This window comes from Deinococcus sp. AJ005 (genome assembly GCF_009017495.1).
Lineage (GTDB): Bacteria > Deinococcota > Deinococci > Deinococcales > Deinococcaceae > Deinococcus.
In genome coordinates this window covers 292,192-318,890 of the sequence record NZ_CP044990.1, presented here as the reverse complement: position 1 = coordinate 318,890, position 26,699 = coordinate 292,192, and the positions used below count along the sequence as shown (strand labels likewise).

At 64.4% G+C, this 26,699-nt stretch carries 31 protein-coding genes; 19 read left to right on the top strand and 12 right to left on the bottom strand.

Annotated features, from left to right (window positions below):
- The first annotated feature begins 202 nt into the window (after positions 1–202).
- Entirely contained in the window at positions 203–2,071 is a 1,869-nt protein-coding gene (ftsH, locus tag DAAJ005_RS03605; protein ID WP_151845918.1) for an ATP-dependent zinc metalloprotease FtsH, read from the top strand.
- 76 nt (positions 2,072–2,147) lie between these two features.
- On the opposite strand, the gene DAAJ005_RS03600 is transcribed toward ftsH, so the two are convergent.
- Genes DAAJ005_RS03600 through DAAJ005_RS03580 form a run of 5 tightly spaced genes read right to left on the bottom strand, consistent with a single transcriptional unit; the run spans position 2,148 to position 4,294 of the window.
- Positions 2,148–2,663, bottom strand: a complete 516-nt coding sequence (locus DAAJ005_RS03600; protein WP_151845917.1) for a DinB family protein — start codon at positions 2,661–2,663, stop codon at positions 2,148–2,150.
- Complete coding sequence (locus DAAJ005_RS03595) at positions 2,663–3,184, bottom strand: DinB family protein (protein ID WP_151845916.1); 522 nt, start codon at positions 3,182–3,184, stop codon at positions 2,663–2,665. The genes DAAJ005_RS03600 and DAAJ005_RS03595 overlap by 1 nt, the downstream gene beginning before the upstream one ends.
- Positions 3,185–3,206: 22 nt before the next feature.
- The gene (locus DAAJ005_RS03590; protein WP_151845915.1) at positions 3,207–3,491 is read right to left on the bottom strand and encodes a DUF1905 domain-containing protein; all 285 of its coding nucleotides are present in this window, start codon (positions 3,489–3,491) and stop codon (positions 3,207–3,209) included.
- Positions 3,488–3,748: a DUF3224 domain-containing protein gene (locus tag DAAJ005_RS03585; protein WP_151845914.1), complete on the bottom strand. Its 261-nt coding sequence runs from the start codon at positions 3,746–3,748 to the stop codon at positions 3,488–3,490. Before DAAJ005_RS03585 ends, DAAJ005_RS03590 begins: the two co-directional genes overlap by 4 nt.
- 30 nt (positions 3,749–3,778) lie before the next feature.
- The gene (locus tag DAAJ005_RS03580) at positions 3,779–4,294 is read right to left on the bottom strand and encodes a DinB family protein (protein WP_151845913.1); all 516 of its coding nucleotides are present in this window, start codon (positions 4,292–4,294) and stop codon (positions 3,779–3,781) included.
- 71 nt (positions 4,295–4,365) lie between these two features.
- On the opposite strand from DAAJ005_RS03580, the gene DAAJ005_RS03575 reads away from it, so the two are divergent.
- From DAAJ005_RS03575 to DAAJ005_RS03560, 4 genes are read left to right on the top strand one after another with little or no spacing between them, the layout of a single operon-like run.
- Complete coding sequence (locus tag DAAJ005_RS03575; protein ID WP_151845912.1) at positions 4,366–5,331, top strand: YafY family protein; 966 nt, start codon at positions 4,366–4,368, stop codon at positions 5,329–5,331.
- 18 nt (positions 5,332–5,349) lie between these two features.
- Positions 5,350–5,589 (top strand): ChpI protein, encoded by a 240-nt coding sequence (locus tag DAAJ005_RS03570; RefSeq protein ID WP_151845911.1) that lies wholly within the window; start codon positions 5,350–5,352, stop codon positions 5,587–5,589.
- Positions 5,586–5,936: a type II toxin-antitoxin system PemK/MazF family toxin gene (locus DAAJ005_RS03565; RefSeq protein WP_151845910.1), complete on the top strand. Its 351-nt coding sequence runs from the start codon at positions 5,586–5,588 to the stop codon at positions 5,934–5,936. Before DAAJ005_RS03570 ends, DAAJ005_RS03565 begins: the two co-directional genes overlap by 4 nt.
- A 16-nt stretch (positions 5,937–5,952) precedes the next feature.
- Positions 5,953–7,269 carry a thymidine phosphorylase gene (locus DAAJ005_RS03560; RefSeq protein WP_151845909.1) on the top strand — a complete coding sequence of 439 codons (1,317 nt, stop codon included), beginning with the start codon at positions 5,953–5,955 and terminating at the stop codon, positions 7,267–7,269.
- Between the two features lie 117 nt (positions 7,270–7,386).
- On the opposite strand, the gene DAAJ005_RS03555 is transcribed toward DAAJ005_RS03560, so the two are convergent.
- Positions 7,387–7,791 (bottom strand): cell division protein FtsB, encoded by a 405-nt coding sequence (locus DAAJ005_RS03555; protein WP_226342551.1) that lies wholly within the window; start codon positions 7,789–7,791, stop codon positions 7,387–7,389.
- A gap of 102 nt (positions 7,792–7,893) precedes the next feature.
- Between DAAJ005_RS03555 and DAAJ005_RS03550 the strand changes: the two genes are divergently transcribed.
- The 5 genes from DAAJ005_RS03550 to DAAJ005_RS03530 all read left to right on the top strand — a co-directional run bounded on the left by DAAJ005_RS03550 (position 7,894) and on the right by DAAJ005_RS03530 (position 10,995).
- Positions 7,894–8,373: a thioesterase family protein gene (locus tag DAAJ005_RS03550; protein ID WP_151845908.1), complete on the top strand. Its 480-nt coding sequence runs from the start codon at positions 7,894–7,896 to the stop codon at positions 8,371–8,373.
- Entirely contained in the window at positions 8,370–8,672 is a 303-nt protein-coding gene (locus tag DAAJ005_RS03545) for a hypothetical protein (RefSeq protein WP_151845907.1), read from the top strand. Before DAAJ005_RS03550 ends, DAAJ005_RS03545 begins: the two co-directional genes overlap by 4 nt.
- A 53-nt stretch (positions 8,673–8,725) precedes the next feature.
- A complete protein-coding gene (locus tag DAAJ005_RS03540; RefSeq protein WP_151845906.1) occupies positions 8,726–9,634 on the top strand; it encodes an ROK family protein in 909 nt (302 codons plus the stop codon).
- Positions 9,635–9,796: 162 nt separating this feature from the next.
- Entirely contained in the window at positions 9,797–10,432 is a 636-nt protein-coding gene (locus tag DAAJ005_RS03535) for a hypothetical protein (RefSeq protein WP_151845905.1), read from the top strand.
- Positions 10,429–10,995 (top strand): phosphohydrolase, encoded by a 567-nt coding sequence (locus tag DAAJ005_RS03530; protein ID WP_226342672.1) that lies wholly within the window; start codon positions 10,429–10,431, stop codon positions 10,993–10,995. The genes DAAJ005_RS03535 and DAAJ005_RS03530 overlap by 4 nt, the downstream gene beginning before the upstream one ends.
- Positions 10,996–11,065: 70 nt before the next feature.
- Here DAAJ005_RS03530 and DAAJ005_RS03525 read toward each other — a convergent pair whose 3' ends face one another.
- From DAAJ005_RS03525 to groES, 3 genes are all read right to left on the bottom strand, one after another.
- Positions 11,066–12,670, bottom strand: coding sequence for a diguanylate cyclase (locus tag DAAJ005_RS03525; protein WP_192930848.1), 1,605 nt, complete (start codon positions 12,668–12,670; stop codon positions 11,066–11,068).
- 339 nt (positions 12,671–13,009) lie between these two features.
- On the bottom strand, positions 13,010–14,653 hold the full coding sequence (gene groL / locus DAAJ005_RS03520; RefSeq protein ID WP_151845902.1) for a chaperonin GroEL: 1,644 nt from the start codon (positions 14,651–14,653) through the stop codon (positions 13,010–13,012).
- Between the two features lie 73 nt (positions 14,654–14,726).
- On the bottom strand, positions 14,727–15,014 hold the full coding sequence (gene groES, locus DAAJ005_RS03515; RefSeq protein ID WP_075830334.1) for a co-chaperone GroES: 288 nt from the start codon (positions 15,012–15,014) through the stop codon (positions 14,727–14,729).
- A 249-nt stretch (positions 15,015–15,263) separates the two neighbouring features.
- On the opposite strand from groES, the gene DAAJ005_RS03510 reads away from it, so the two are divergent.
- The 6 genes from DAAJ005_RS03510 to DAAJ005_RS03490 are packed head-to-tail and all read left to right on the top strand — an operon-like array spanning position 15,264 to position 19,045.
- Positions 15,264–15,869 (top strand): GGDEF domain-containing protein, encoded by a 606-nt coding sequence (locus DAAJ005_RS03510; protein WP_151845901.1) that lies wholly within the window; start codon positions 15,264–15,266, stop codon positions 15,867–15,869.
- Complete coding sequence (locus tag DAAJ005_RS19080) at positions 15,866–16,504, top strand: nucleoside deaminase (RefSeq protein WP_226342550.1); 639 nt, start codon at positions 15,866–15,868, stop codon at positions 16,502–16,504. The genes DAAJ005_RS03510 and DAAJ005_RS19080 overlap by 4 nt, the downstream gene beginning before the upstream one ends.
- Positions 16,501–17,457: an NUDIX domain-containing protein gene (locus DAAJ005_RS19075; protein ID WP_226342549.1), complete on the top strand. Its 957-nt coding sequence runs from the start codon at positions 16,501–16,503 to the stop codon at positions 17,455–17,457. The genes DAAJ005_RS19080 and DAAJ005_RS19075 overlap by 4 nt, the downstream gene beginning before the upstream one ends.
- On the top strand, positions 17,454–18,074 hold the full coding sequence (locus DAAJ005_RS03500) for a histidine phosphatase family protein (RefSeq protein ID WP_226342548.1): 621 nt from the start codon (positions 17,454–17,456) through the stop codon (positions 18,072–18,074). The genes DAAJ005_RS19075 and DAAJ005_RS03500 overlap by 4 nt, the downstream gene beginning before the upstream one ends.
- Positions 18,071–18,487, top strand: coding sequence for an NUDIX hydrolase (locus tag DAAJ005_RS03495; RefSeq protein ID WP_192930847.1), 417 nt, complete (start codon positions 18,071–18,073; stop codon positions 18,485–18,487). The genes DAAJ005_RS03500 and DAAJ005_RS03495 overlap by 4 nt, the downstream gene beginning before the upstream one ends.
- Before the next feature lie 9 nt (positions 18,488–18,496).
- Complete coding sequence (locus tag DAAJ005_RS03490) at positions 18,497–19,045, top strand: GNAT family N-acetyltransferase (protein WP_151845899.1); 549 nt, start codon at positions 18,497–18,499, stop codon at positions 19,043–19,045.
- Here the strand turns inward: DAAJ005_RS03490 and DAAJ005_RS03485 are convergent.
- The gene (locus tag DAAJ005_RS03485; protein WP_151845898.1) at positions 19,032–19,547 is read right to left on the bottom strand and encodes a M23 family metallopeptidase; all 516 of its coding nucleotides are present in this window, start codon (positions 19,545–19,547) and stop codon (positions 19,032–19,034) included. The two genes, DAAJ005_RS03490 and DAAJ005_RS03485, sit on opposite strands and share 14 nt — an antisense overlap.
- A gap of 114 nt (positions 19,548–19,661) precedes the next feature.
- Between DAAJ005_RS03485 and DAAJ005_RS03480 the strand changes: the two genes are divergently transcribed.
- A complete protein-coding gene (locus tag DAAJ005_RS03480; RefSeq protein ID WP_151845897.1) occupies positions 19,662–20,924 on the top strand; it encodes a pitrilysin family protein in 1,263 nt (420 codons plus the stop codon).
- Positions 20,917–22,161, top strand: coding sequence for a pitrilysin family protein (locus tag DAAJ005_RS03475; RefSeq protein WP_151845896.1), 1,245 nt, complete (start codon positions 20,917–20,919; stop codon positions 22,159–22,161). Before DAAJ005_RS03480 ends, DAAJ005_RS03475 begins: the two co-directional genes overlap by 8 nt.
- 80 nt (positions 22,162–22,241) lie before the next feature.
- Here the strand turns inward: DAAJ005_RS03475 and DAAJ005_RS03470 are convergent, their stop codons facing one another.
- Positions 22,242–23,414, bottom strand: a complete 1,173-nt coding sequence (locus tag DAAJ005_RS03470; protein ID WP_226342547.1) for a CaiB/BaiF CoA-transferase family protein — start codon at positions 23,412–23,414, stop codon at positions 22,242–22,244.
- Positions 23,415–23,514: 100 nt separating this feature from the next.
- Here DAAJ005_RS03470 and DAAJ005_RS03465 point away from each other — a divergent pair, with 100 nt between their 5' ends.
- The gene (locus DAAJ005_RS03465) at positions 23,515–24,165 is read left to right on the top strand and encodes a GNAT family N-acetyltransferase (protein WP_192930846.1); all 651 of its coding nucleotides are present in this window, start codon (positions 23,515–23,517) and stop codon (positions 24,163–24,165) included.
- 39 nt (positions 24,166–24,204) lie between these two features.
- Here DAAJ005_RS03465 and DAAJ005_RS03460 read toward each other — a convergent pair whose 3' ends face one another.
- Positions 24,205–26,616: a glutamine--tRNA ligase/YqeY domain fusion protein gene (locus DAAJ005_RS03460; RefSeq protein WP_151845895.1), complete on the bottom strand. Its 2,412-nt coding sequence runs from the start codon at positions 26,614–26,616 to the stop codon at positions 24,205–24,207.
- Between the last annotated feature and the right edge of the window lie 83 nt (positions 26,617–26,699).

Genomic DNA, 26,699 nt, shown 5'->3' with positions numbered 1-26,699 from the left:
TGAACGTTGCGCCATCCGCCCCCCGCTTGCCCATGCCATGCTGGCTTTTCCAGACCCCGGAGAACCTTTCGGAACGCTAAAGACACCCCCCATTCAGCACTTGTAATGCGGGACAATTTCATACACCTTGAGTCTGGTACACTCAAGTCTAGAAGGGGCGAAATGCGCCCCATTTCCCCACTTTTCCCCTGGAGGAACGTTCTTGAAGCGGCTCAATCCCTGGCTGATCGTCCTATTTGTTCTGGCACTCTTTTTAATGTTCTCGCAGACGCCCAACGGGCGCGTCAACGTCAACTATAACGAATTCAAAGCCCTGCTGGATCAGGGCAGCGTCTCGCAGGTCGTGATCACCGAAAGCAACGCCGCCGTGACCCTGAAAGCGCCCACCGAGGTCAAGCTGGCCGTCAATCCTGGTCAGCCTCCCCGGACCACCCAGACCACCAGCTTCTCGGTGCGTCTGCCGGGCAGTCTGGCGGTGCCCGACAGCAGCCTGATCGGCGCGCTGGAAACCCAGAACGTGGATTACCGCTTCGTGGCCCCCAGCCAGTGGCTGAACATCGTCCTGAGCTTCCTGCCCATCGTGTTGCTGCTGGGCGTGATGTACTTCTTCTTCATGCGGGCGCAGGGCGGCCAGAGCGGCGTCATGCAGTTCGGGCAGAGCAAGGCCAAGAAGTATGGCAAGGAAAACCGCGTGCAGACCAAGTTCACCGACGTGGCCGGTCACGAGGAAGCCAAGAAGGAACTGATCGAGGTCGTGGACTTCTTGAAGAACCCCGGCAAGTACCACCAGATCGGCGCAGAAATCCCTAAGGGCGTGCTGCTCGTCGGCCCTCCCGGCACGGGTAAAACCCTGCTGGCCCGCGCCATTGCCGGTGAGGCAGACGTGCCGTTCTTCAGCGTCAGCGCCTCCGAGTTCATGGAAATGTTCGTCGGTGTCGGTGCGAGCCGTGTACGCGCCCTGTTCGAGGATGCCCGCAAGAGTGCGCCCGCGATCATGTTTATCGACGAGATCGACTCGATTGGCCGCAAGCGCGGTGCAGGCATCGGCGGCGGTCACGACGAGCGCGAGCAGACACTCAACCAGATCTTGTCGGAAATGGACGGCTTCGATCAGTCCAGCAACGTGATCGTGCTGGGCGCGACCAACCGCCCCGACGTGCTGGACCCGGCGCTGCTGCGTCCAGGGCGTTTTGACCGTCAGGTGACCATCGACCTGCCCACCATGAAGGAGCGCGAGGCCATCCTGAAGGTCCACCTCCGCAACAAGCCCATTGCCGACGGCGTGGACGTGAACGAGGTCGCCCGCAGCACGCCGTACTTCAGCGGCGCGGACCTTAAGAACATCACCAATGAGGCCGCCCTGGAAGCTGCCCGCCTGAGCAAGACCCAGATCGACATGAGCGACTTCTACCGCGCGCTGGACAAGATCACGCTGGGGCTGGAAAACAGCTCACTGACCGTCAGCCCCGAGGAACGCAAGGCCATCGCTTACCACGAGGCCGGACACGCAGTAACGGCAGCCGTGATCCCCGGCAGCGACAAGCTCCAGAAGGTCAGCATCATTCCGCGCGGACGTGCCCTGGGCGCAGCGTTCTATCTGCCGGAAGAGCAGGTGCTGATGAGCAAGGAACGCCTGGAAAACCAGCTCGTCGTGGCCCTGGGAGGCCGCGCCGCCGAGGAAGTCTTCATGGGCAGCGTGACCTCTGGCGCAGCCGACGACTTCCGCAAGGCCACCAACATCGCCCGCAAGATGGTGCTGGAATGGGGTATGGGCGAGAACTTCAAGAACATGGCCCTGAGCAGCGATTCCGGCCCGGTCTTCCTGGGCGAGGACATGGCCCGCCCCAAAGCGTTCAGCGAACACACCAGCCAACTGGTGGACGAGGACGTCAAGCGCATCCTGAACCACGCTTTTGACCGCGCCCGCGATCTGGTGGTGGAGTACAAGGCTGCCATGCATGAGGTGGCCGACGCCCTACTGACCCAGGAACTGATCACTGGCGACGTGGTGCGCGATGCGGTGGCAAAGATTGCCAATCCGCAGATGCCGATGCCGCAGACGACGGCGTAAGCCTCCTCTTCAACCGATAGAACTGAAAGCCCCCGCCGAGATGCGGGGGTTTTTTGTGTCTGCCTGCGCCTGCTGCTTACGCTTTAAGGTTCGGCAGGTAGAACAGCAAATCCATCGACGGCGGTTTGATGCCCTGCGTCCGCAGCAGCGCGGCGATCTGAGCAGTGTGCCGGACCTCGTGCAACATGACGTGCCATAGCAGACCATCCAGTTTGAAGTGTTCCTCGGGCGTGTCCTCAATCACCCGTTCCAGATCTGTGTCGGTCAGCGTGGTGAGATAACTCAGCGTACTCGCCTCCACTGCCCGCCAGTAGTCCAGCAGGTCTGCGAGCGGAAAATTGGCGTAGGCCGGGCCGCTCCCTGCATTTTTGATTGCAGGAAAGGAATCTTCCACGGGCGTGTCCTGCAAGATCGTGTAATGCAGCCAGCCGTCCTCCACGCCTGCGGTATGGGCGATCAGGTCTTTGATGCTTTGCATCCGGTCGCCGTCCAGCATTTTTCGGGACAGCACCTCGTCTGGCACCGTTTCCAGGGTGGCCCACAGGTCACGCCGGGCGCGAACGAGGTAGGCATACAGTTCGGGAATTTTCATCATTCTCTCCAGATCGCCCAGTGGTTGTCCAGCGCGTCCATTTCCTCTGCCGTATGCCCACCCATCCGCAACAACGCCATGATCTGCCCCCGGTGGTGGCTGTCGTGGACGATGGTGTGCTGCAGGAAGTGGGCCGGATTGGTCTGGTATGCCCCTTCCTTCCAGGGATCGTCAAAGGCGCGGTTTTCGTCCAGCGCGGCTTGAACTGCTTTTAGTGCCGCCTCGTCCCCAGCTTTAAAGGCAGCGGCCAGCTCGCCGGGCGGACAGTCGTGCCAGCGCCACTGGGGATCACCGTCCGCATCTTTTTGTGTTGGATCAAGCAACGGCTCGGCGTGGGGGCGCGACAGGTTCCACAGCCAGCCGACGCGGAAGCCCGCCATATGCCGCAGATGCTTCTCGACGGTCCAGCCACCCTGACCATCCGATAGACCAAAATCGGCATCGGTCAGGGCATGGAGCAGAAATACGTTGACACGGCCATTGCGGCCAAAGGATTCGTGAAGTAGGGTCAAATCGGTCATTTTTTCTCCTCTGCGCAGGCGTTCAGCCCACTGCTAGCTGCACAGCCACGTCGTCGCCTTCCTCAATCTTCTCGGCCTTTCGGATTATCAGCTTGATGGGCAGAATGTACAGCCCATCTTTGGGAAACAGCGACGTCTTCCATTCGGTGTCGCCCACCTTGGCCCGCACCGGGATCATGCCCCAGCCATAGGTGATGAGGTGGGCAGCGGCCCTGATCTCTTCGGCCTGTCCCTTAGGAACAGTCACGAAGTAGAACGGGGAGGGGCCGCGCCAGTACCACAGGGGACCACTGAACTCCAGGATCATGGACTGGGCAGTGTGTATTCGAGGGTGTAATGATGCACCTTGTCCATAATTTTCAGCGTCAACTCTCCGCTCAGGCCCAGCAGTTCCCCGCTGCCGGAATCGGGAACCACCCGGTAAGTCAGGCTCTGGCCGCCGCGTTCGCTGACGCCCGCATGGAAGAAGGCAAACCCGCCCTGCCTGCCGTTCAGCGTGGCATGCACGACTTCAATGGCGACATACACCGCCGAACCCTCCACGGGCGTCATGAAGGTCAGCATCTCTACCACGCTCTGCCCCTCTGGCCGCGTTCATGGCCCCATGTATGCGGGAAAGGCAGGCGGCTCGATGCCCAGCGCCCGCAGATACACGTAGCCCTGACCCCGGTGATGAATCTCGTTGTCGATGTTGTAGATCGCTGCCGCCCAGCCACTCATCTCTCCCCAGGGCAGCGTATGCAGGCGCGGGAAGAACGCCGGATCCACCTTCGGCATCTCCGTTTCGATACGGGCCGTCAGTTCGTCCCAGGCATCGAGAAGTTCGGCACGGTCCTGCGAGACGCCGTTTCGCCACTCCGGCATGGGCCACTCGCCCGTCAGCAAACCTGTGAGGGTCAGTTCGCTGACCTGATGGATTTCCCAGGCCAGGACGCCAAAGGGACGCATCCCACCGATGGAAAACTCGAAAAGCTGGTCTTCGGGGAATGCCAGGGTCACGCGGCGGGTCAATCGGCGGTTGCCCTGCCAGTACTCCAGAAACTGGGCGGGCGAGAGGATCACCGGCTGGGCTGCTCCATCAGATACTTCTCCTGCGGGCGTATTCGTCATCTTGACCTCCGCCCACAGCGTAACCCAGATTCCCGTCAGGATCTGTCCTGTTTGTGTGGCAGGATACAGGGATGTATGACCCCTCGATGCGGGTGCTGACCGTGCTGGAACTGCTCCAGGCCCGCGAAAGCGTGACCGGCGCGGAACTGGCCCGCGTGCTGGAGGTCAGCCCGCGCACGGTACAGCGCTACATTGCCCGGCTGCAAGACCTGGGCATTCCAGTGGAGGGGAAGCGCGGCGTGGGCGGGGCGTACTGCCTGAGACCCGGCTTCCGGCTGCCGCCGCTGATGTTCACGGGCGAGGAAGCCCTGAGTCTGGCGCTGGGGCTGCGGGCGCTGCACCTGCTGGGGCTAGGCGCACTGGCCCCGGCAGCACACGCGGCGGGAGCCAAGCTGGCCCGCACCCTGCCTCACGCCCTGCGCAAGACAGTGGAGGCGCTAGAAGGTGCGGTGCAACTGGACTCCTCGCCGTGGGTGGTGTCCACGGACGTAGCGCTGCTGTCTGATTTGCTGGGGGCTGTCCACGCCGCGCAGACCGTGGAATTCCGTTACGCCTCGCCGCAGTCCAGCGCCCTGACGCGCCGGGTAGATGTATACCGCGCGCTGCATCTGGATGGACGCTGGTACGCGGTGGGCCGCTGCCACCTGCGGGACGCCTTGCGCTCCTTCCGACTGGACCGCATGGCCGACCTGTGCGTGCTGGACGTTACGTTTACCGCGCTGCCCGAATTCGATGCGCTGGCCTACCTGCGTTCTACCCTCCCAGCAGAGACCCCCACCGCCCAGGTCAGCGTGTGGCTGGACACCCCGCCCGAAGAACTGCGGGGCCGCGTCTCGGTGTGGTTTACCCAGATCAGCGCGGAGGCGGGCGGCACCCGGCTGCGCTGCACGCGTGGCGACCTGGGCAGCTTCGCCACCTTTCTGCTGGGCCTGGACTGCGATTTCCGGGTGGACGGGCCGCCAGAGTTGCTGGACGTCTTCCAGCGGCTGGGGGCACGGTGCAGGGCAGTGAACGGTGAAAAAACCGAACCGGTATAACCAATGTTATACTAAGCTATGAAAACGGCTATTTCTCTGGCAGACGCCCTGTACCGGCGGGCTGAACAATTCGCACAGGGGCAGCGGCTTTCCAGAAGTGAGCTGTATGCCCGTGCGCTTGAAGAATTTCTGGAACGCAACGAGGGGCAGACGGTAACGGCCCAGCTCAACGCTGTTTATGCCAATGAGGACAGCAGCCTTTCACCCGCCCTGGCAGAACTGGGTTTTGAGGCGCTGCGACGGCAGAACGCAGAGTGAAGCGCGGCGAGGTCTGGGATATTGAGTATCCGCTGACCCAGCGCCAGAATGCGGAGGCATACGGGCATGGACCCGTCGTTGTGGTTTCTGCCGATGACTTTAATGCCAGCGCCATCCAGACTGTCCTTGTGGCCGTGTTGACGTCCAATATCCGGCTTCAGGCTGCGCCGGGCAATGTGTTGCTGCTGGCGGACGAACACAACGGGCTGGCCCAGGACAGCGTTCTGAACGTCTCTCAGGTGTTGGTGGTGGACAAGACGCGTCTGGAGCGGTGTCGGGGGCAGCTCAATAGAATCAGCCTGGATTTGCTGGATATGGGCTTGAAATTGGTCTTCGCCTTGAAGTGATCTCGTACACTGCCCCATGACTTCCTCCTCTGACTCTTTTAACACTCCAGACCTGATCCGCAAGAAACGCGACGGCGGCCAGCATTCCCACGCCGAACTACAAGCCCTGATCGGCGGCTACACGCGCGGCGAGGTGCCCGACTATCAGATCAGCGCGTGGCTGATGGCGGTGTACCTGAAAGGCATGACCACGCAGGAAACGGCAGACCTGACGCTGGTGATGGCCGAGAGCGGAGACCAGATGGACCTGGGAGACCTGCCGCGCACCGTGGACAAGCACAGCACCGGGGGCGTGGGCGACAAGACCAGCCTGATCCTGACCTCCATGCTGGCGGCGCTGGGCCTGACGGTGGCCAAGATGAGCGGGCGCGGGCTGGCGCACACGGGCGGCACCATCGACAAGCTCGAGAGCTTTCCCGGCTGGACCTCCGAACTGTCCGAGGAGCGGTTTATCGCGCAGGCGCACGACATCGGGCTGGCACTGGTGGGGCAGAGCAGGGATCTGGCCCCTGCTGACGGCAAGCTGTACGCCCTGCGCGACGTGACGGCCACGGTGGACTGCCTGCCGCTGATCGCCAGCAGCATCATGAGCAAGAAACTGGCCTCCGGGGCGCATACGGTGGTGCTGGACGTGAAGGTGGGCGCGGGCGCGTTCATGAAAACCCTGGACGACGGGCGTGCGCTGGCCCGCGCGATGGTGGACATTGGCACCCATGCGGGGCGGCAGGTGCGCGCCGTATTGACCGACATGGACACCCCACTGGGCCATCTGGCGGGCAACAGCCTGGAGGTGCAGGAAGCGCTGGCGACCCTGCGCGGTGAGGGGCCGGAAGACCTGACCGAGTTGTGCGTGGCCCTGGCCGTGGAAGCGCTGGCCGCTTACGGTGAGGACGAAACAGCGGCTGAAGCCCGCGCCCGCGCCACCCTGCACGACGGCTCGGCGCTGGCGAAGTTCCGCACCTTCGTGGAAGCGCAGGGCGGCAATCCGGTGCTGGTGGACGATCCCAGCCTGCTGGATGTGGCCCCCGGACGCGCCGAGATCACCGCGCCCAGTGCCGGATTCGTGGAGCGCATCGATGCCCTGAGCGTGGGCCGCGCCGTGCTGGCCCTGGGCGGCGGACGCGAACGCAAGGGCGAGGCCATCGACCACGGCGTCGGCGTGGAACTGGTGCGCAAGCCGGGCGAGGCGGTGACGGCAGGCGACGTGGTGCTGCGCCTGTATCACCGGGATGGACGCGGCCTAGACGTGGCCCAGCGCCTGCTGACCGAGGGACTGAGTATCGCAGACAGCGCACCAGAGGCGGAAAAGCTGATTCTGGACCGGGTGTTTTAGGCGGCGGCAACAGGATCTCTTATCCCCTCTCCCCTTGCGGGAGAGGGTGGAGCCGCGTAGCGGCGGGGGGTGAGGGGGCATGTGACCAACGCTTCCGCTCTCTTCCCCCGCCCACCCTTACGGCAGCCGCAAGACCTTGCAGTTCTCGCCGGGGCTTTCGGGGGCTTCCGGGCTGACGACGATGCGCTCACCAACACCCACGAAGCCCTGACAGCGGGCGAGTTCCCGCAGGTAACCGGGGGTGTTGGCGTTGGTCTCGGCGTCCTGCAACACCTGCACGTCGCGTTCCAGGCCACGGATATTGGCCTGGGCCTCCTGGGTCTGGCGGGTCCACGAGACGCTGCGGTAACCGGTGTTGATCAGTTGGAAGCTGAGCTGCACAATGCCCAGGCCCGCCAATAGGCTGGTCAGGATCATGGTCAGGGGCAGGCGAGCCAGCCGCCGGGAACTGAGTTGCCGCCACCACGCCCGGCGCTGTAGTGGCGGTGGGGATGGAAGTGGGGGGGGCGGCGCGTCGGTCATGCGGCCCCAGCATAGCGTTCACTTCTGAGATCTGTTCTGAAATGCCGACGTCCAGAAGGCGGGCGGCGGAAGGCGTCCACGCGGACCGCTAGACTGGGAAGCATGACTGCCCCAGCCTCTCCGGCCCCGGCCCCGTCTGCCAGCCGCATTCCGGCCCTGAACTGGCATGACGCCCACCGCACCAGCATCCAGCTCCGTTTTGCCGACGTGGACGCGATGGGCCATGTGAACAACGCGCGTTACGCCGAGTTTCTGGAGGTGGCGCGCATGGACATGTCGGCGGCAACGGGCATCCAGGGCGACGATGACCACTCCATGCTGGCCCGCCTGGAACTGGATTACGTGCATGAAATCCGGCTGGGGCAGACCGTGTTCATCGAGTCGCTGGTGGAGCGGGTGGGCCGCAGCAGTTGGACGGTGGCCGCCCGCTTCGTGGCCGACAACGTGCCCTGCGCCTTTGCCCGCTCGGTGCAGGTGCGCGTAAACGCCGATCACATCCCAGAAGCCCTGCCCGAACGCTTTCACGAACTGGTCAAACCGCTGCTGGCCCGCCTGGACGTTGCACCGGAAAAAACCCCATGAGCGGTCCCTCGCGCAACAACCAGTACGATGACCGCGTGCTGTATCAGGGCGATCCGTGGGTGCGGCTGGACACCCTGCCGCGCCTGCTGGCCGAGGGCTGGCGGCGCACGCTGGCGGACGGCGGCGTGGTCACCGTGGTCCGCACGCCGTTTCAGTGGGCGATGGGTTCCCCGGTGATCGAGATCGAGACCGGCGGCTATATGGGCGACGTGGGGCTGTACGTACCGCAGGTGCAACTGGCCGAGGCGCTGGAACTGCTGGGCTTCGATCCAGAAGAATCGGGAGATGGGGCGGGCTAGAGTGGACCGATAATCCGCCCCGTCCCCTTCCCTTCCCCCTTCCAGGAGTTCCCATGACCACTTTTCCCCTGCCCGAACAAGTCAGCATCGGCGTGGATGTCGGCGGCACCAAGATCGCTACCGGCGTGCTGCGCGGCGATGAATTACAGGACCGCCACGTCCAGCCCACCCCCGAAACCGGCTGGGAGGCGGTGCTGGACGCCATCGCCGCGCAGATTCGTGATCTCCAGGCCAAACACCCGGACGCCCGCCTGATCGGCGTGGGGATTCCGGGGCCGCTGAACAGTGACCGCACCCGCGTCAAATTTGCTCCTAACATCTACGGCTTCAATGACGTACCGATGGTGGACGGCCTGCTGGAACGCCTGTCTCAGCGGATCGTGCTGGAAAACGACGCCAAGGCCGCCGCCCTGGCCGAAGCCTACCTGGGCGCGGCGCGCGGTACCGAGAGCAGCATTTACGTGACCGTCAGCACTGGCATCGGCGCGGGCATCGTCCTGAATGGGCGCATCTGGCGCGGACGGCATGGCGTGGCGGGGGAACTGGGGCACATCACGGTGATGCCCGGCGGCCCGGTCAGCGGCGCGGGGCTGGACGGTGCGCTGGAAGCTGTGGCCAGCGGCACCGCCATTGCCCGCGACGCCAGTTACGCCCTGAACCGCGACGTGACCACCTCCGAGGCGTTCACGCTGGCGCAGCAGGGTCACCCCGGCGCGCGGCGGGTGGTGGCGCAGGCCATGAAGCACATCGGCGTGGCGCTGGCGGACCTGCAAAAGGTGATAGATCCCGAAGTCTTCGTGATCGGCGGCGGCGTCGCCAGCGTGGGCGATTATTTCTTTCATGGCGTTCAGGCCGCCGCCGACGAATATGCCAAGGGATTTGCGCCCGTCACCATCCGCCGCGCGCAGCTTGGGCCGGACGCGGGCGTGATCGGGGCAGCGCTGGCCGCCCGCTACGGCTAAAACAATGCTCATCTGACCTTCATTGAGGCGTACAATACGGGCGCAGGCGTGCCTTGCAGGACAGCCCCCCCGAACCCTTGTTTTCTCGCTCCAGACTGTCCTTTCCAGTTTTCAGCTTGACCTTTCCGTGCTGGGCTTCCCGCTGGAAGCAAGGAGACATTTATGAAACAGGGTTTGGGAATTGTCCTCTGTCTGGCTCTCGGAAGTGCTGTCGCCGCGCCTGTCACGCTCTCCACGAGCGGACAACCCGTCACGGTGAACACGGTGGTGATCGGCGGCGTCACGTATGTCAAGCTGGCCGATCTGAAGACGGCCCTGACCGCCCAGGGCGGCGCGAACGCCAAGGCCAGCGTCAGCGGCTGCATCAACGAGTGGCTGTTCAACGGCATCTGGCGCATGCGCGTGACCAAAGTGCAGACCGTCAAGGACGAGGATTATGGGGACGGCTGGGGCGTGACCATCGAGATCAAGAACGGCGCAACACAGACCCTGAAACTCGATGACGCTGGCGTTGTCTACAACGGCGCGGTCAACCTCACCTTCCCCGACGGCAACAGTTGGGCCAAGAGCTGGCGCAAGGGCTGGCAGGACAAGACTTACGCGGCCATGCCCCAGGGGACGGGAGCCGTCTATGAATTCCAGATTTTTCCGGAAACCAGGATGGACAAGGCCGCTGTGACCGCCTACGCCCCGCAGAAGTTCCTGATAGATGTGGCAAAGGAAAAAGACGATTACGTCAAGGCCAGTTTCAGCGTGCCCGATCCCAGCTTCCGTGTAGACCTGACTTGCAAGAAGTGAGTGTGGAGGGCGAACTGCTGGCGAAGGCCGAGGCGTTCGCCCTTCCTCATTATCTGGAGGCCGGGCGCGCCTACCACAACGCCGCCCACGTCCGCACCATGCTGGACGCACTGGAATCGCGCGGCGTGCTGACTCCGGCACTGGCCCTGGCGGTGTGGGGCCACGATCTGATCTACGACGCCAGGGCAGGCAACAACGAGGAACGCAGCGCTTCAACGTTTGACGGCTGGCTGGCGTCTCAGAAAGCTTCGGCAGACCTGCGGAAAGAAATTCACGCGCTGATTCTGGCAACGAAACATGCTGCACCGCCCGCGACCCGTGCCGAGGCTTTGCTGGTGGACGCTGATCTGGCGATTCTGGGCGCATCCGCCGCTGACTTTGCCGCCTATGATGCCGCCATCAGGCAGGAATACGCCCATGTTCCCGCGCTGCTGTACCGCATGGGCCGCAAGAAGGTATTGCGCGGCTTTCTGAACCGCGAGCGCATTTACACGACGCCGGAGTTTGCTGGGCTGGAAGCGCAGGCGCGGTGGAATCTAACGGGGGCAGTGGGGCGACTGTAAATTTTCCGGCCAGCAGCCTGCCTCGTCACCATCGGACAGGCGGCTCCGCTCAGGTGTCGCGGCCAGGAGATCAGTCCAGGGCACCCATGCCCATCTGCGTGAGCCAGGGGCCGGGCGGGGACATGCAGACCCGGTTGCGGCCCTGGTTCTTGGCCAGATACAGGGCGCGGTCGGCGGCCAGCAGCACCTGCTCGGGAGCGGGGCCGTGTTCCGCCGCAGTCGCCACCCCGAACGACGCCGTGATTCGCAAACTCTGCCCGTCATAGTAAATGTCGAAGCCCTCAATGTCGCGCCGGATAGTCTCGGCCACCGACTGAACCTGGGCGGCTGGTGGCCCGGTCAGCACCATCACGAATTCCTCCCCGCCGTAACGACACAGGGTGTGCTGGTCCTGGAAACGCCGTTGCAGCAGGGCGGCTACCTCCTGCAAAGCCCGGTCCCCGCCCCCATGCCCGTAAGTATCGTTCGTGACTTTGAAGTGGTCAATGTCGAAGATCAGGACGCTGTAGACCGCCCCCGTGTCAGTCTCCAGCAGGGCCAGTTGTTTCTGGAGATAGCGGCGGTTGTGCAGCCCGGTCAGGGGATCACGCAGACTCTGCTCCCTGAGTTGCACCTGGAGGCGCTGGATTTCATGGAAGCGTTGCTGAAGTTCCTCGTGGGCAGCCTGAATCCGGGCCTCGGCCCGCTGCTGCTCGGTGACGTCGCGCCACACCACCATGTGGCCCTGAACCACCTGCTGATCGTCTCTCAGGCTGGACACCCGCACTTCCAGATGACGGCCCCCAGGCAGCGCCAGCCGAAGCTGTTGATCGCCCAGGTCACGCAGGTCGTGCAGCGCCGCGCTCCAGTGCCCAAACACCTCGGCTGCCGGCAGGCCCAGCGGGGACTGGACCCTGTTCCCAACCATCCGGCGTGCAGCCTGGTTCAGGTCCAGCACGCGCCGTCGCCGGTCCAGCACCACGACGCCGTCGGGCAGTTGCTCGATCAGCAGATGCCGCGCCACCGGCACCAGATCGAAGAGGCGCAGCCCCAGCACGGCGTACAGAAAAACCGCTCCAGTCACCAGAAACGACATGGGGGTGATATCGAGTTCGGGGAACACCGGTCCCCACATCACCCCCACGAAACTCCCGGCCCACGGCACCGTCAGGCCCAGCAACACCCAGCTCACCTGCTGGCGGTACAGCCCCACCGACTCCCGCCGCGCCCGGATCAAGCGCACGACGCTGAGTAGGATCAACAAGTACCCGTGGACCACCGCCACCGTGAACCACGGCCCACCGTTTAGCAGGGTATGGGCCGTGCCAAGACCGGCAACTGGACCGAACAGCAGGCCCAGCGGATCATTCGTGACCAGCAGGGCCACCGTAATCACGCTGACCGCCAGCACCGCCATCCATTCCGGCCACCTGACCTTGCGGGACGGTGCCGTCAGCAGCCGCGTCAGCAGCCACACACACACTGGGCTGGAGACCGCCCCCACAAAGCTGGCCAGCAGCCACACCTGCGGCCACAGCGATCCAGAGCTGCCCCAGTGCGCGGCATAGGTCAGTGTCCAGAACGCCACCATCATGAGGTAGGCGAACAGACCCAACGCCCCCGGAACCTCACGTCGCCGCCATGCCACGGCAGCGGTCAGCAGGGCCAGCGCACCGGCACAGTTAAGCCACAGCATATAAGTCTGAGCCAGCATTGACATTGTTCCCAACAGCATAGCGTGAGAAGACTGAGATTTGGCAGAGAAATCCTCAGACTTGATCGGCTGGGGATCTCACGTGGAGGCAGGAAATTCAAGAAGACTGACTTCAAAATGGCCCAGGTAGACGATCCGACTTTCTACAGCAACGCCTGAGCGTTCACCATGCCGCTGCCCAGAATTTTTGATCAGCTTGCGGTGGGCAGACGTGAGGTCTGTCGCCGTCTGTTTTGCAACTGGCCCACCCTGGAACAAAAAACCTGAGACAACAAAAAAGCCGGAGCATCACGCCCCGGCCTCTTCTGGTTCTTAACTGGCTTAGAAGTCCATTCCGCCCATGTCGCCGCCGCCCATGCCGCCCTGGGGCTGACCCTGGGGCTTTTCGGGCTTGTCGGAGACAATCGCTTCGGTGGTCAGGATCAGCGCGCCGATGCTGGCAGCGTTCTGGAGCGCGGTGCGCGTCACCTTGGCAGGATCGACGATCCCAGCGGCGACCATGTCGTCCACGTACTCGCCCGTCGCGGCGTTGAAGCCGTAGCGAGGCTTGTCGCTGTTGATGACGGCATTCACGATGACGCTACCTTCTTCACCAGCGTTGATGGCGATCTGGCGGGCGGGTTCTTCCAGGGCACGGATCAGGATGCGCGCTCCGGTGGCCTCGTCGCCCACCAGGCTCTCGGCAGCCTTGCGGACGGCGGGAATGATGCGCAGCAGCGTGGTGCCGCCGCCTGCGACGATGCCTTCTTCAACCGCCGAGCGGGCAGTGGACAGGGCGTCCTCGTAGCGGTGCTTCTTTTCCTTCAGTTCGGTTTCGGTGGCTGCGCCGACGCGGATCACGGCGACGCCGCCCGCCAGTTTCGCCAGACGTTCCTGGAGCTTTTCCTTGGCGTAGTCGCTGTCGGTGGTGTCCAGTTCGCCCTTGATGGCATTGACGCGGGCGTCGATCTCGCTCTGCTCACCCTTGCCGTCCACAATCGTGGTTTCGTCCTTGGTGATGCGGATGCGCGTGGCGCTGCCCAGCATTTCCAGGGTGGTGTTTTCCAGCTTGTGGCCCATATCCTCGGACACAACCTGACCGCCAGTAACGGCAGCAATGTCGCGCAGCATTTCCTTGCGGCGGTCGCCAAAGCCGGGGGCCTTGACAGCGGCGATGTTCAGCGTGCCGCGCAGCTTGTTAACGACCAGGGTCGCCAGCGCTTCGCCTTCCACGTCTTCAGCGATGATCAGCAGGGGCCGTCCGCTCTGCGCGGCTTTTTCCAGCACGGGCAGCAGGTCTTTCAGGTTGCTGATCTTCTTTTCCACGATCAGGATGTAAGCGTCTTCCAGCACGGCTTCCATCTTCTCGGGGTTGGTGACGAAGTAGGGGTTGATGAAGCCCTTGTCAAACTGCATGCCTTCCACCACGTCCACTTCGGTGTCAAAGCCCTTGCTTTCCTCGATGGTGATGACGCCTTCCTTGCCCACCTTGTCCATCGCGGAGGCAATTTCCTCGCCGACCTGATCGTCGTTGGCGCTGATGCCCGCGACTTTCTTGATGGCGTCGGAGTCTTCCACTGGCACGGCCAGCTTCTTGATTTCCTCGATGGCAACCAAGACGGCCTTGTCGATGCCGCGCTTCAGGGCCAGCGGGTTTGCACCAGCGGCCACGTTACGCAGACCTTCCTTGACGATGGCCTGACCCAGCACGGTGGCGGTGGTGGTGCCGTCCCCGGTGATGTCGTTGGTCTTGCTGGCGACTTCCTTCAGAAGCTGCGCGCCGATGTTCTCCAGCTTGTCTTCCAGCTCGATTTCCTTGGCGACGGTGACGCCGTCCTTGGTGATCGTGGGGCTGCCGAACTTCTTCTCGATGACCACGTTGCGGCCACGGGGGCCAAGGGTCACTTTAACGGCGTTGGCGACGGCGTTCACACCGCGTTCCAGGCTGCGACGGGCGACTTCATCAAATACGAGTTGTTTAGCCATTGGGAGTACTCCTTCGGAGTGGTTCTAAAAGTTTGAGAGGGTGGGGGTCAAAAGTAGACGGTCTTGCTCGTCCTTACTCGACGATGGCGAGAATGTCGCGCTCGGCCAGGATCGAGTAGTTCTTGCCTTCCAGCGTCACTTCGGTGCCGCCGTACTTGGCAAAGTACACCGTGTCGCCTTCCTTGACGTCCAGCGCAACGCGGGTGCCGTTGTCCAGCATTTTGCCGGTACCGATGGCGATGACCTTGCCGCGCTGGCTCTTTTCCTTGGCCGAATCGGGGACGAACAGGCCGCCCGCCGTCTTCTGCTCGGTGTCCTCGACGATTTCCACCAGTACACGATCACCTAAAGGTTTAAGCATGGGTATTCCTCCTGAGAATGAAGTTTGGGGCCTTAACCGTACCTGTTGTACCCGGCAGGTTTTCGCCGTTCCGCACGCGAGAATAGTCTCTTGGGGCTAAAAATGTCAAGCGTAAGAGTCTAAGAAGTTGAGTCTAATGCGCTCAAGGTGCGCCAGCACGTCTAAACAACGTATGCCTATCCTATCTACTCTGCGTGACATATATATGTCAGACCGATATAGCTAGAATTTGCAGTAGGAGGAATCCCTATGGCCCGCCCCGATATTCTGTCTCGCAACCCCTTTGAGGACGCTTTCGCCCGCTTCGGCTCGGCCCCACTGACGCTGGCGGTGCTGGACCTCGATCACTTCAAGACTCTCAACGACACGCTGGGCCACACCGAGGGAGACCGCGTGCTGCGCGCCGTGGAACGCCTGCTGTCGGGCAGCCTGCCGTCGGGCAGCATCATCGGGCGCATCGGGGGGGACGAGTACGCCGTGATTCTGCCCGAAAGTGCCGCCGAAACCGCGCTGATCCTGTTCGACGAGGTGATCCGGCACTTTCGCATTCACCGCGATCCGCACTGGCCGCGCAGCCTGGGCCTGAGCGTGGGGCTGGCTTCACGCCCCGCCCACGCCAGCGAATACGCCGAGCTGTACCGCGCCGCCGACGAGGCGCTTTTGCGGGCCAAGCGCGAGGGCCGGGGCCGCGCGTGCATCTTCGTGGAATCCAAGATGGTCCTCAAGTCCAACTATTACCCCAAGAGCCAACTGGAACGCCTGAGCAAGCTGAGCGGCGCGCTGAGCCGCACGGAGGCCAGCCTGCTGCGCGAGGCGCTGGACGATCTGGTGGAGCGTTACCGGGCGGAGCTGTGAGCGAGCTTTTGGAAACGCTGTCTCCCGGCTGGCACGCCGCCCTTGCCGAAGCCTGGGAAGCGTACCTGCACGGCTCGTATCCGATTGGGGCATGCGTGGTGGATGCGGATGGGCAGGTGATTGCGCGGGGACGGAATCGGCTGGGCGAGCCTCGCCGTGTGGAGGGCGACTTCATTGCCGGACATGATCTGGCGCACGCGGAGATCAACGCGCTGCTGAATCTGGCGGCCACGCCGCGCCCGGAGTGTTATGACTGGACGGTGCTGACCACTGTGGAACCCTGCCCGCAGTGTGCCGGGGCCATTGCCATGAGCGGCATTCGTGGCGTGGCGTATGCCGCCCCCGATCCCTGGGCAGGTTGCACGCGCCTGCTGATCGATGACCCGTATGTGTCCAGAAAGCGAATGCGGGTGGGCCGCGCGCCGGAGGATGTTCAGAGGGTGGCGCTGTGGCTCAAGGCCCATGCGCTGTGGGAAGAGGAGCGTCCTGTGGGAGAACGAAATGTTCTGGATAGTTTCGCCGCTCAGCATTCTGAAGACGTGGCTTTTGCAGGGCAGCTTTACCGCTCCGGCGTACTCCTCACCCTGCGGGAAAGCCGCGCCTCCCTGGGAGAAGCATTGGCGGTGCTGGCATGAGCGCCCAGCCTTTCCTCAATCTCTCGCCCGGTGAAGACCGGATTGGACGCGCCTCAGCCTGGATCGAACGCGAGGACGGATGCGTACTGATGGTGGCCCTCAACCGGGGCGGCTGGACGCTACCGGGCGGCGGCATCCATCCCAGTGAGACGCCCCAGCAGGCAGCGGTGCGCGAAGCCTGGGAGGAAGCGGGGGCACACGCGGAGGTGGTCGGCGAACCGTTCAGAATTTACGGGGCCTGGGATGAGGCGCAGGAGTGCCTGCCCCTGCGGCTGCTGTCTATAGACCCCAGCCCGGAAGGCCGCCCCGTCGCCTGGATCAATCCGCGTTCGCTGCCCTGGGCCGAGGATGTGCAGATCCGGCAGGTGCTGGCGGCACGCGGGGAAACGCCCGCGCATCTGGGGCTGCCGCAAAGGGTAACCGAGGCGCTGACCCATGCGGCGCGGCTGAACTTTGACCGCTCCTGCTCGGCAGAAACCGGGCGGCTGTTGCGAATGCTGGCAGCTTCCAAGCCCGGCGGAAAGCTGCTGGAACTGGGCAGCGGTGTGGGCGTGGGCGCGGCGTGGCTGCTGGCGGGCATGAACGCCGGGGCGCGTTTGTTGACCGTGGAAAACGATCCCCTGCGCGCCGAGACGGTCTGGGAACTGCTGAATGCCGACGCCCGTGCCGAGGTCCTCTACGGCGACTGGACGGCGGCGCTGGAACGCGGCCCCTTCGAGCTGATCTTTGCGGATTGCCAGCCGGGAAAAGAGGCCGTGAACCGTCTGGTGGAAGCCCTGAGTCCCAGCGGCGTGCTGGTGCTGGATAACCTCAGCCCGCCCGCGCTGCTGCCCGAAAAGCTCCATGCAGGCGATCCGCTGCGGGACGTGCTGTTCTCCGATTCGCGCCTGTGCTGCGCTGAACTTCAGGTGAGCCACCGGGAGAGCGTCATCATGGCGACGAGGACAGCGTGAGTGGGTTGCACCTGACCCTGCTGCGCCACGGACGCAGCCGCGCCGACGACGAGGACGTTCACGAGGGCCGTTACGACTCGCCATTGACAGAGGCGGGCCGCGCTCAGGCACAGGCGTTGGCCGCGTACTGGGCTGCCCATCCGCCCGAATTTGACCGGGCCTACTGTTCCACGCTGGCCCGAGCGCACGAAACAGCCCGCATCGTCACAGACTTGCTGGCTGTGCCACTCACGCCGTCTGACCTGCTGCGCGAATGGGACAACGGCCCGCTGGCCGGCCTGGCCCGCGAGGAAGCCGCGCGGCTCTATCCCATGCCCGCCTTTCGGCACGAGCTGGACGCGTTCACGGCAGAGGGCGGCGAGTCCCAGGCAGCGATCCAGGCGCGGGCGCTGCTGGCACTGGAACTGATCTGGACGGGCGGAGGCCAGCGGGTGCTGATCGTCTCTCACGGCGGCTTTCTCAATTCCATACTGCGCGAACTGTTGCGTATGGAACGTGGCTGGTTCGAGTTCGGGGACACCTCATTCGCCACGTTGCGCCTGAATCGGCAGAGTCATACGGCGCTGGTGACGGGGGTTGACCTCTGCCCGCATCTGCCTTTGCGGCAGGTGACGTGACCTCGTCTTTCCGCAACCTCTCCCCCGGCCTGCACCGCACTGGACGCGCCGCTGCCTGTATCTGGCACAGGTCTAAGGGCCTGGACAACGTCGGGCGCTGGACCTTGCCCGGCGGCGGCGTGGAACCTGGCGAGACGACCGCACAGGCTGCCGTGCGCGAGGCATGGGAGGAATGCGGGGCACATGTGCTGGTGGAGGGCCAGGGTTTCGAGGTGGTTTCACCACATTCGGGGACGAACAGCACGCTGTTTCTGGCCCGCCTCATTCGTCTGGAAGACAGCAGCCCTGAAGGGAGGCCAAGGCGCTGGGTCAATCCGCTGGAGCCGTCATGGGCTGAGGACTATCAGCTTGTGGTAGCGGTCAGGATGTTGAGAGAAAGGCGCTGGCTCCAGCCCCGGCCTCCCCTGCCCTAAACTCCAGCCATGCACCATTCCATCACCCTGACCGACGGGGAATTGACCGTGCGCGCCCTGACCGAAACAGATATTCCCGGACTGTGCGCGTTGGCGGCGGATTGCGCCGATGAACTGACCCTGATGGGAACCTCGCCTTCCGACGCCGCCTATTACCAGAGCGCGCTGGATGCTCCCGATCAGCAGCCCTTCACCATCGTGGTGGACGGCGAACTGGCGGGCAGCACGCGCTACGGCGACATTCGCGCGGCGCACGCGGGGCTGGAAATCGGCTGGACGTGGCTACACCCGCGTTATATAGGAACAGGGATCAACCGCCGCATGAAGCTGTTGCTGCTGGCCCACGCCTTTGAAACGCTAGACATGCAGCGCGTGCAGCTCAAGACCGACAACCTGAACACCCGTTCCCAGCGGGCCATCGAGAAAATCGGTGCGGTGCGCGAGGGCGTGCTGCGAAAGCACCAGCGCCGCCAGGACGGAAGCCTGCGCGACACGGTGATGTTCTCCATCACGGCGGACGAGTGGCCGGAAGTCAGGGCGCGGCTCAGTTCTTCCTGAGAAACGGATACGGATTGATCGCCCCGCCACCCGTGTAAATGCCGTAGTGCAGGTGCGGGGGCGTGCCCTTCGCGTTGCCGCTGTCGCCCACATAGCCCACCACGGTTCCTGCCTCAATCCACTCGCCGCGTTTCAGGTCTGGATACTTTTCCATGTGCGCGTAATAGTGCCGCTGTCCGCCAGGACCGAGAATCATCACCGTACGCCCGCCCAGCCCGTTGGGGCCAACGTTCAGCACGATGCCGCGCGTGGTGGCGCGAATGGGCGTATTGCGCCCCGCGAAAATGTCGATACCCTCATGCCTGCGTCCCTGGCTGCGGGCCGCGCCCCAGGTGTCGGTCAGGTTCTGGTCGGGCAGCGGGTTGGGCAGGCTGTTTTCAGCGGGTGTCGGGGCAGACAGCAGCGCCGTATACCGCTGGGCGTTCCTGATCTGCGGCCACAGCAGGTACAGCGCCCCACCCACTACCGCCAGAAAAACAATAAATCCGAGAAAACGCCTCACCGTTTCAGGATGCCGCCCTGGGACCAGGGAAGAATCAGGGAAAAGTTGCAGAGACGCCCGTTGCTCCGGCTTTTTCCCCCGGCAAATCTCCCCACAACCCTCTACAATCCCCGGATGCCTGCCCTGTCCCAAGCTTCCCCCGCCTCTGAACTGTGGACGCTTCCCGGCGGTCTGCGGCTGGCTTTTGAACGTCGCAGCGGACCGGGTTTTGCCTTTGACCTGCGTCTTCCGGTGGGCAGCGCCCATGACCCGCTGGGCCTGGAAGGTTCGTCGGGCGTGCTGGAGGAATGGCTGTTCAAGGGGGCGGCGGGCCGCGACGCCCGCGCCTTGCAAGACGCTTTTGATGACCTGGGCGTGCGCCGGGGCGGCGGCGTGGGGCCGGAAGCGACGCGGATGGGCGTCTCTGGCCTGCTGAACGATCTGGGGGCCTCACTTACGCTGGTGGCCGACGTGCTGCTGCGCCCCGATCTGCCCGAATCCGAGTTGCCCGTGCTGACCGATCTGGCGCGGCAGGATCTGGACAGCGTTCAGGACAGCCCGACGGACCTGCTGGCGCTGGAGGCGCGGCGCGTGGCCTTTCCCCGCCCTTCCACTTCCCCACTGGCAGGCTTCGCGCATCCGCCGAGCGGCACACTGGAAGGTCTGGAGGCGCTGACAGCAGACACCCTGCGGGCGCATCTGGAGGCGTATGGGCAGGCAGGCGCAGTGCTGGGACTGGTGGCCGATCTGGAGCCGGAGGCAGCGCTGGGGATGGTTTCCAGGGCACTGGGAAGCTTACGCCCAGGCCGTCAGCCCAAAGCCGAGGCCACCTTTCAGGCGGGGCAGCGCGTCCATGTTCCTGACCCCGACGCCGAGCAGACCCACCTGAGCCTGACCGCTCCCGGTATCGCGCCCACCGATCCGCGCTGGCTGGCGTGGCAGGTGGCGCTGACGGCGCTGTCCGGCGGCAGTGCCAGCCGATTGTTCCATGCCGTGCGCGAGGAACGCGGGCTGGCCTACGCGGTCAGCGCCTCGCCCGTGCTGCTGGGCGGGCAGGGCTTTCTGACAGCCTACGCGGGCAGCACCCCGGCCCGCGCCCCCGAAACGCTGGAGGTCATGCTGGCCGAACTTGCGCGGTTGCCGCAGGGATTGAGCGCAGACGAATTCCGCCGCGCCCGCAGCGGATTGAGGGCCAGCGTGGTCTTCGGCGCAGAGTCCATGCGCGCCCGCGCCGGTGCCCTGACCCGTGACGTGGCCGTGTTCGGGCAGGTGCGCCCGCTGGCCGGGTTGCGCGAAAGTCTGGACGCGCTGACACTGGAGGGCGTGAATGCTTTTCTGGCCGACTACGATCCAGTTTCTGAGATGACTATCGTGACGCTGGGGCCATCGGATGTCTGAAGTTGCGATTGGGCCAGTGACCCACGTTCTGCCCAACGGTCTGACCCTTCTGCTTGAGGCCGATGCAGACGCACAGACCGTCGCCGCCGGATACTTCGTGAACACCGGGGCGCGGGATGAGGTGCCCTCTGAAATGGGCGCGAGTCATTTTCTGGAACACCTGATGTTCAAGGGGTCCGAGCGGCTTTCTGCCAGCGTATTGAACGAGCGGCTGGATGATCTGGGCGGGCAATCCAACGCCTTCACCGGGGAGGAGGCCACCGTTTATCACGCCGCCTGCCTGCCTGACCAGACCGCCGAACTGCTGGACACCCTGACCGAATTGATGCGTCCGGCGCTGCGTGACAGTGACCTGGAATCCGAGCGCGGCGTGATTCTGGAGGAAATCGCCATGTATGCCGATCAGCCGGGCATCCGCGTGATTGATGAGTTGCGTGCCGATTACTGGGGAACGCACCCGCTGGGGCACCTGATCCTGGGGACGACGGGGACGGTAGGGGGATTGAGCCGCGACGCTCTGGCCGAAAACCACCACGCCCGCTACGGCGCAGGCCGGGTGACGCTGGCGCTGACCGGGGCCTTTGATTCAGAGGCAGTTCTGGAATGGGCCACGGCGAATTTAGCGGACTGGCCTGCCGCAGATGCCCCCACTGCTGAGCCGCCCCCCACCCCGGTCCATCCCGCCCAGGTGCGCGTCATCACGGACCCGGACCTGAGCCGAGTGCAGGTGGCCGCCGAGGCGCCTGGCCTGGGCGTGACCCATCCGCTGCGCGAGGCGGCGGGCGTGCTGGCCGATCTGATCGGCGGCGAGAACGGCGCGCTGTACTGGGCGCTGCTGGACACCGGACTGGCCGACAGCGCCGATCTGGCCCACCTGGAATACCGCGACGCCGGGGCCTTTGAGGGCGGCTTTTCCTGTGACCCGGAACGTGCCCAGGAGGTGCTGAACATCTTCCGGGCCGTGTTACGAGATGCTGGCACTCTCATTACAGACGCAGCCGTGCGCCGCGCTGCCCGCAAACTGGCCGTCTCCACTTTGCTGCGGGCCGAGACGCCGCAGGGCCGTCTGTTCGCGCTGGGCATGGACCACATGGCCACCGGACGGGCCGAGACGACGCAGGAACTGGTGGACCGCTACGCCAATATCAGCACCGAAGACGTACGCGAGGTGCTGAGGCTATGTCCACTGGACCGCCTGACGGTGGTGGCGCTGGGACCGCTGACAGAGTTGGAATAAGGAACCCCTCTCCCACAAGGGTAGAGGGAGGGAGGAGCGAAGCGACGGAAGGGTGAGGGGGCCACCGGGCAGGCCGCGACTCAATCTTCCGACTGGTTTCCCAGTTCCCCCAGAATCTCCGCCGTGTGTTGCCCCAGCGTGGGCGGTGCGCGGCGCACAGGCAGTGTCTGCCCCCCGATGTCCCACGGCGGCGAGGTCACGGTGGTGTGTCCCAGCGAGGCATGTTCCACCTCCACCGCCACGCCGCGCGCCTGCACATGCGGATCGGCAAAGACCTCGGCCATGTTGTTGACGGGGCCGCACGGCACGCCCGCCACCTCCAACCGGTCCATGATCTCCTGACGGGTAAAGCGGGCCAGACCCCCCAGCATCAGCACGTCCAGTTCAGTGCGGCTGTTCACGCGGCCCTCGTTGGTGGCAAAGCGCGGGTCTGCGCCCAGTTCGGTCAGCTCCAGCGCCGCGCAGAAGCGCCGCCACAGCGCGTCGTTGCCCACCGCGATGTTCACGAAACCGTCGCCGCAGGCCACCGTTCCATACGGCACGATGCTGCGGTGGTCGTTGCCGACTGGTACGGGAATTTCCCCGGTGGCTAGATAACGGCCCACCTGCGAACTGCCCAGCGCGATCACGCTTTCCAGCAGGTTCACGTCCACCCGTTCGCCCTTGCCTGTGCGCTCTCTCTGGAACAGGGCAGCCAGAATCGCCTGCGTGATCAGCGATCCGGCGAACACGTCGGCCACCGCCACGCCCACCCGCAGCGGCGGGCCGCCCACCTCGCCGTTGTAGCTCATCATGCCGCCCATGCCCTGCGCGATCACGTCGTATCCGGCGCGGTCCCTGTACGGTCCGGTCTGCCCGAAGCCAGAAATGCTGGCGTAGATCAGCTGGGGATGCACGGCACTCAACGCCTCCCAGCCCAGGCCCAGGCGGTCCAGGGTGCCGGGGCGAAAATTCTCCACCAGCACGTCACTTCCAGCAACCAACCTGCGGGCGGCGTCCATCCCTTCAGGCGTCTTGAGGTCCAGTTCCACACTGCGCTTGTTGCGGTTGACGCTCAGAAAGTAGCTGGACTCACGCCCGTGTTCCGACTCCTGAAACGGTGGCCCCCAGCCACGCGTATCGTCGCCGCCGGGCGGCTCAATCTTAATCACATCTGCGCCCAGATCGCCCAGCAGCATGGTGCAGAAGGGGCCAGTCAGCACCCGCGTGAAGTCGGCCACCCGGATGCCGGAAAGGGGAAGGTTGGCGGTCACAGGAACGGAGAAATTTGAATGGACATGCGGAACCTCGGCAGAACTTAGATTGAGCCGGAGTTTAGCGCGCCCAGTCCTGGGAAACGGTTACCCTGCGGAGGTGTTGACCGATCACTGGCCCCTGGCCGCCCTGCGTCTCCAGACGCCGCGCCTGGAATTGCGCCCGCCAGATGATGAGGAACTCGCGGCCCTCGCGGACGTGGCAGCAAAAGGCATTCACCTTCCCGATCAACGCCCGTTTCTGACTCCCTGGACGCATCTTCAACCCAGGGAGCGCGCCCTGTACGTGATCCAGCAGCACTGGCTGACGCGTGGGCAGTGGCGGCCAGAGGCGTGGAGTCTGGGACTGGGCGTTTTCCATGACGGTCAACCCATCGGCATGGTTTCCCTGCGGGGCCACGACTTTCCCATTCTGCGCGAGGTCAAAACGGGTTCCTGGCTCGGCCTGGACTTCCACGGCAAAGGGTTTGGAACAGAGGCCCGCGCCACCCTGCTGCATCTGGCTTTTGCCGAGCTGGGCGCAGTGGCCGCCCTGAGCGAGGTTTTTCAGGACAACGCCGCTTCCCAGGGCGTCTCGCGCAAGCTGGGCTACCGCCCCGACGGCCTCTCGCGGGATGTGCTGGACGGTGGGGTTGTCGTCTCGGATCGCCTGCGTCTGACGCGGGAAAACTGGGAGCAGAGTCAGCAGCTACCAGTGACAGTAACGGGTCTGGAACCCTGCCGCAGATTCTTCTTGCCCGAGTCTGGTTGAGGCCAGATTCGAGCGATTCGGCAGCAGCCAGCGTCCGTATTACTTCGCCACCAGCGCCTCTTTCAGCACGCCTGCCACCCGTCCCGGCTCCGCTTTGCCCTGGGTAGCACGCATGACCTGCCCAGTGAAAAAGCCCAGCAGCGCCGTCTTGCCGCCCCGGTACGCTTCCACCTCGGCGGGGTTCTTTTCCAGTATCCCGGCCACGATGCGTTTCAGTTCATCCTCACTCAGTCCGGCACTCAGACCCTCGCGTTCGATCAGGGCGGCGGGGGCCTCGCCGGAAACGGCGGCGCGGGCCAGGGCGTCGCGGGCCACGCGCGTCGTGACCTTGCCGGAAGCCAGTAATTCCGCCAGCGGCGCGAGATCGGCGGCCCGCACCTTGACTTCGCCAGCGCGCAGTGACGTCGCCAGATCGTTGACCGTCCACGACGCCACCTGGGCGAAGCTATCGCCCAGCGCGGCATCGGTCAGGAAGGCCAGCAGCGTTTCATCGCGCGCAATGGTCCGCGCGTCCCCCTCAGCAGCGCCCAGGGCTGTCAGGCGCGTAATTTCGGCCTCCTGCTGGGGGGTCAGGGCAGGTTGCACGCCGCCTGCGACAATGGCTTCCGCTTTCGGCTTCTTCCCCTCCCCTTTCGGCTTGCCGCTCTCGGTCTTCTGAGTCTGTGCCCAGGCGTCCTTGAGGGTGATAATCCGCCCGAACACCAGAGCGTCCTCACGGCTGTCCACCGGATCGCGCCAGAAGTAGCCCTGCCGCTCGAACTGGTAGCGGGTGTCCTGGGGATCGCTGGTCACGCTGGACTCCACGTAACCGCGCGTGACCCGCAGGCTGCCAGCGTTCAGATAGCGCAGGAATCCAGTGTCCAGCGGCCCGCTCTCGTGGCCGGGCTGTTCGGGATCGAAGTCGGGGAGGATGTCATCCGGGTTCTCGCCCTCCGGGTTGGCGACGCGGAACAGGCGGTCATACAGGCGAAATTCGGCAGGGATGGCATGTTCAGCACTGACCCAGTGGATCACGCCGCCTGCCTTCGCGCCCTCTTCGAGCAGCGTGGCGTGGATGTGGGTCACGTTGCCGCTGTCATCGGTGTCGAAACGGTCCGCGCGGATGATGCCCGCACCACGCAGACGCACCGTGCCGCCGGGGGTCAGGCGTTTATAGCCTTTGGGCGGATCGGCGCTGAAATCCTCGCGCTCAATGAACAGTTCGTGGGTCAGGGCCACGTCGCGCACCGCCTGTTCCGGGGCAACCCGTTCGCCGCTGGGTAGGGCCACCAGACCGTCCGCCGACGCCTCGATCACGTCATGCGGCCAGTACGGAATCTGGAGGGTGCGCGCCTCATCTAGATTCCCCAGCGTCACACGCACCGGGTCCAGCACGGCCATGACGCGCGGGGACTTGTGGTTCAGATCGTCACGCACGGCGTTCTCGTAGACGGCGATGTCCACGGTGCGGTTGGTGCGGCTCACGCCGATCTGACTGGCAAAGGCCCGCACCGCTTCCGGCGTGACTCCCAACCGCTGCTGGGCGCGCAGGGTGGGCATGCGGGGATCGTCCCAGCCGCTGACATGGCCTTCATTGACGAGTTGCCGCAGCTTGCGCTTGGAGACAATCGTGTATTCCAGACTGCGCCGCCCGAACTCGTACTGGTGGGGGCGCGGGGCAAAGGCCAATTTCTCCATCAGCCAGTCGTAGATGGCACGGTTGTCCACGAATTCCAGGCTGCACATGCTGTGGGTCACGCCCTCGATGGCGTCCTGAAGGGGGTGCTGAAAGTCGTACATGGGGTAGATGCACCACGCGTCCCCGGCGCGGTAGTGCCACGCGCGCTTGATGCGGTACAGCACCGGATCGCGCAACTTCATGTTGGCGCTGGACAGGTCAATCTTGCCGCGCAGAACGTGCGCTCCATCGGGAAATTCCCCGGCCCGCATCCGGCGGAACAGGTCCAGATTTTCCTCCACGTCCCGCTCCCGGTATTCGCTGGGCGTGCCGGGGGTGTGGGCGTCACCGCGCAGGCGGGCCATCTCGTCGCCGCTGACGCTGTCCACGTAGGCGTCGCCCTGAGTGATCAGTTGCTCGGCATACCCGTAATACCGCTCGAAGTTATCCGACGCGTAGAACAGGTTCTCGCCCCAGTCCCAGCCCAGCCAGCGCAGATCGGCCATGATGCCCTCGGCGAATTCCTGGGACTCGCCCTCGGGGTTGGTGTCGTCCAGGCGCAGGTGGTAGCGGCCCCCGTACTGCACGGCGGTCTGGAAGTCCAGGAAACTGGCGAAGGTGTGGCCCAGGTGCAGGTAACCGTTGGGTTCGGGCGGGAAACGGGTCACGACGCCCGCGTACTTGCCGCTTTGCAGGTCGCGTTCGATGATCCCGGTGATGTAGTTGTCGAGCTGGGGAGAAGCCACGCGCGCCGCAGTGGGCACGTCGGGCATGTCGGTGTCGGGCGCGGTCATCGTGCCAGCATACCCGCGCGGGGCGCAGGCCGCTCCTTCCATTTGCCCCGTTGGTGAGGCCCGCCTCTGCGCCCGGCACACGG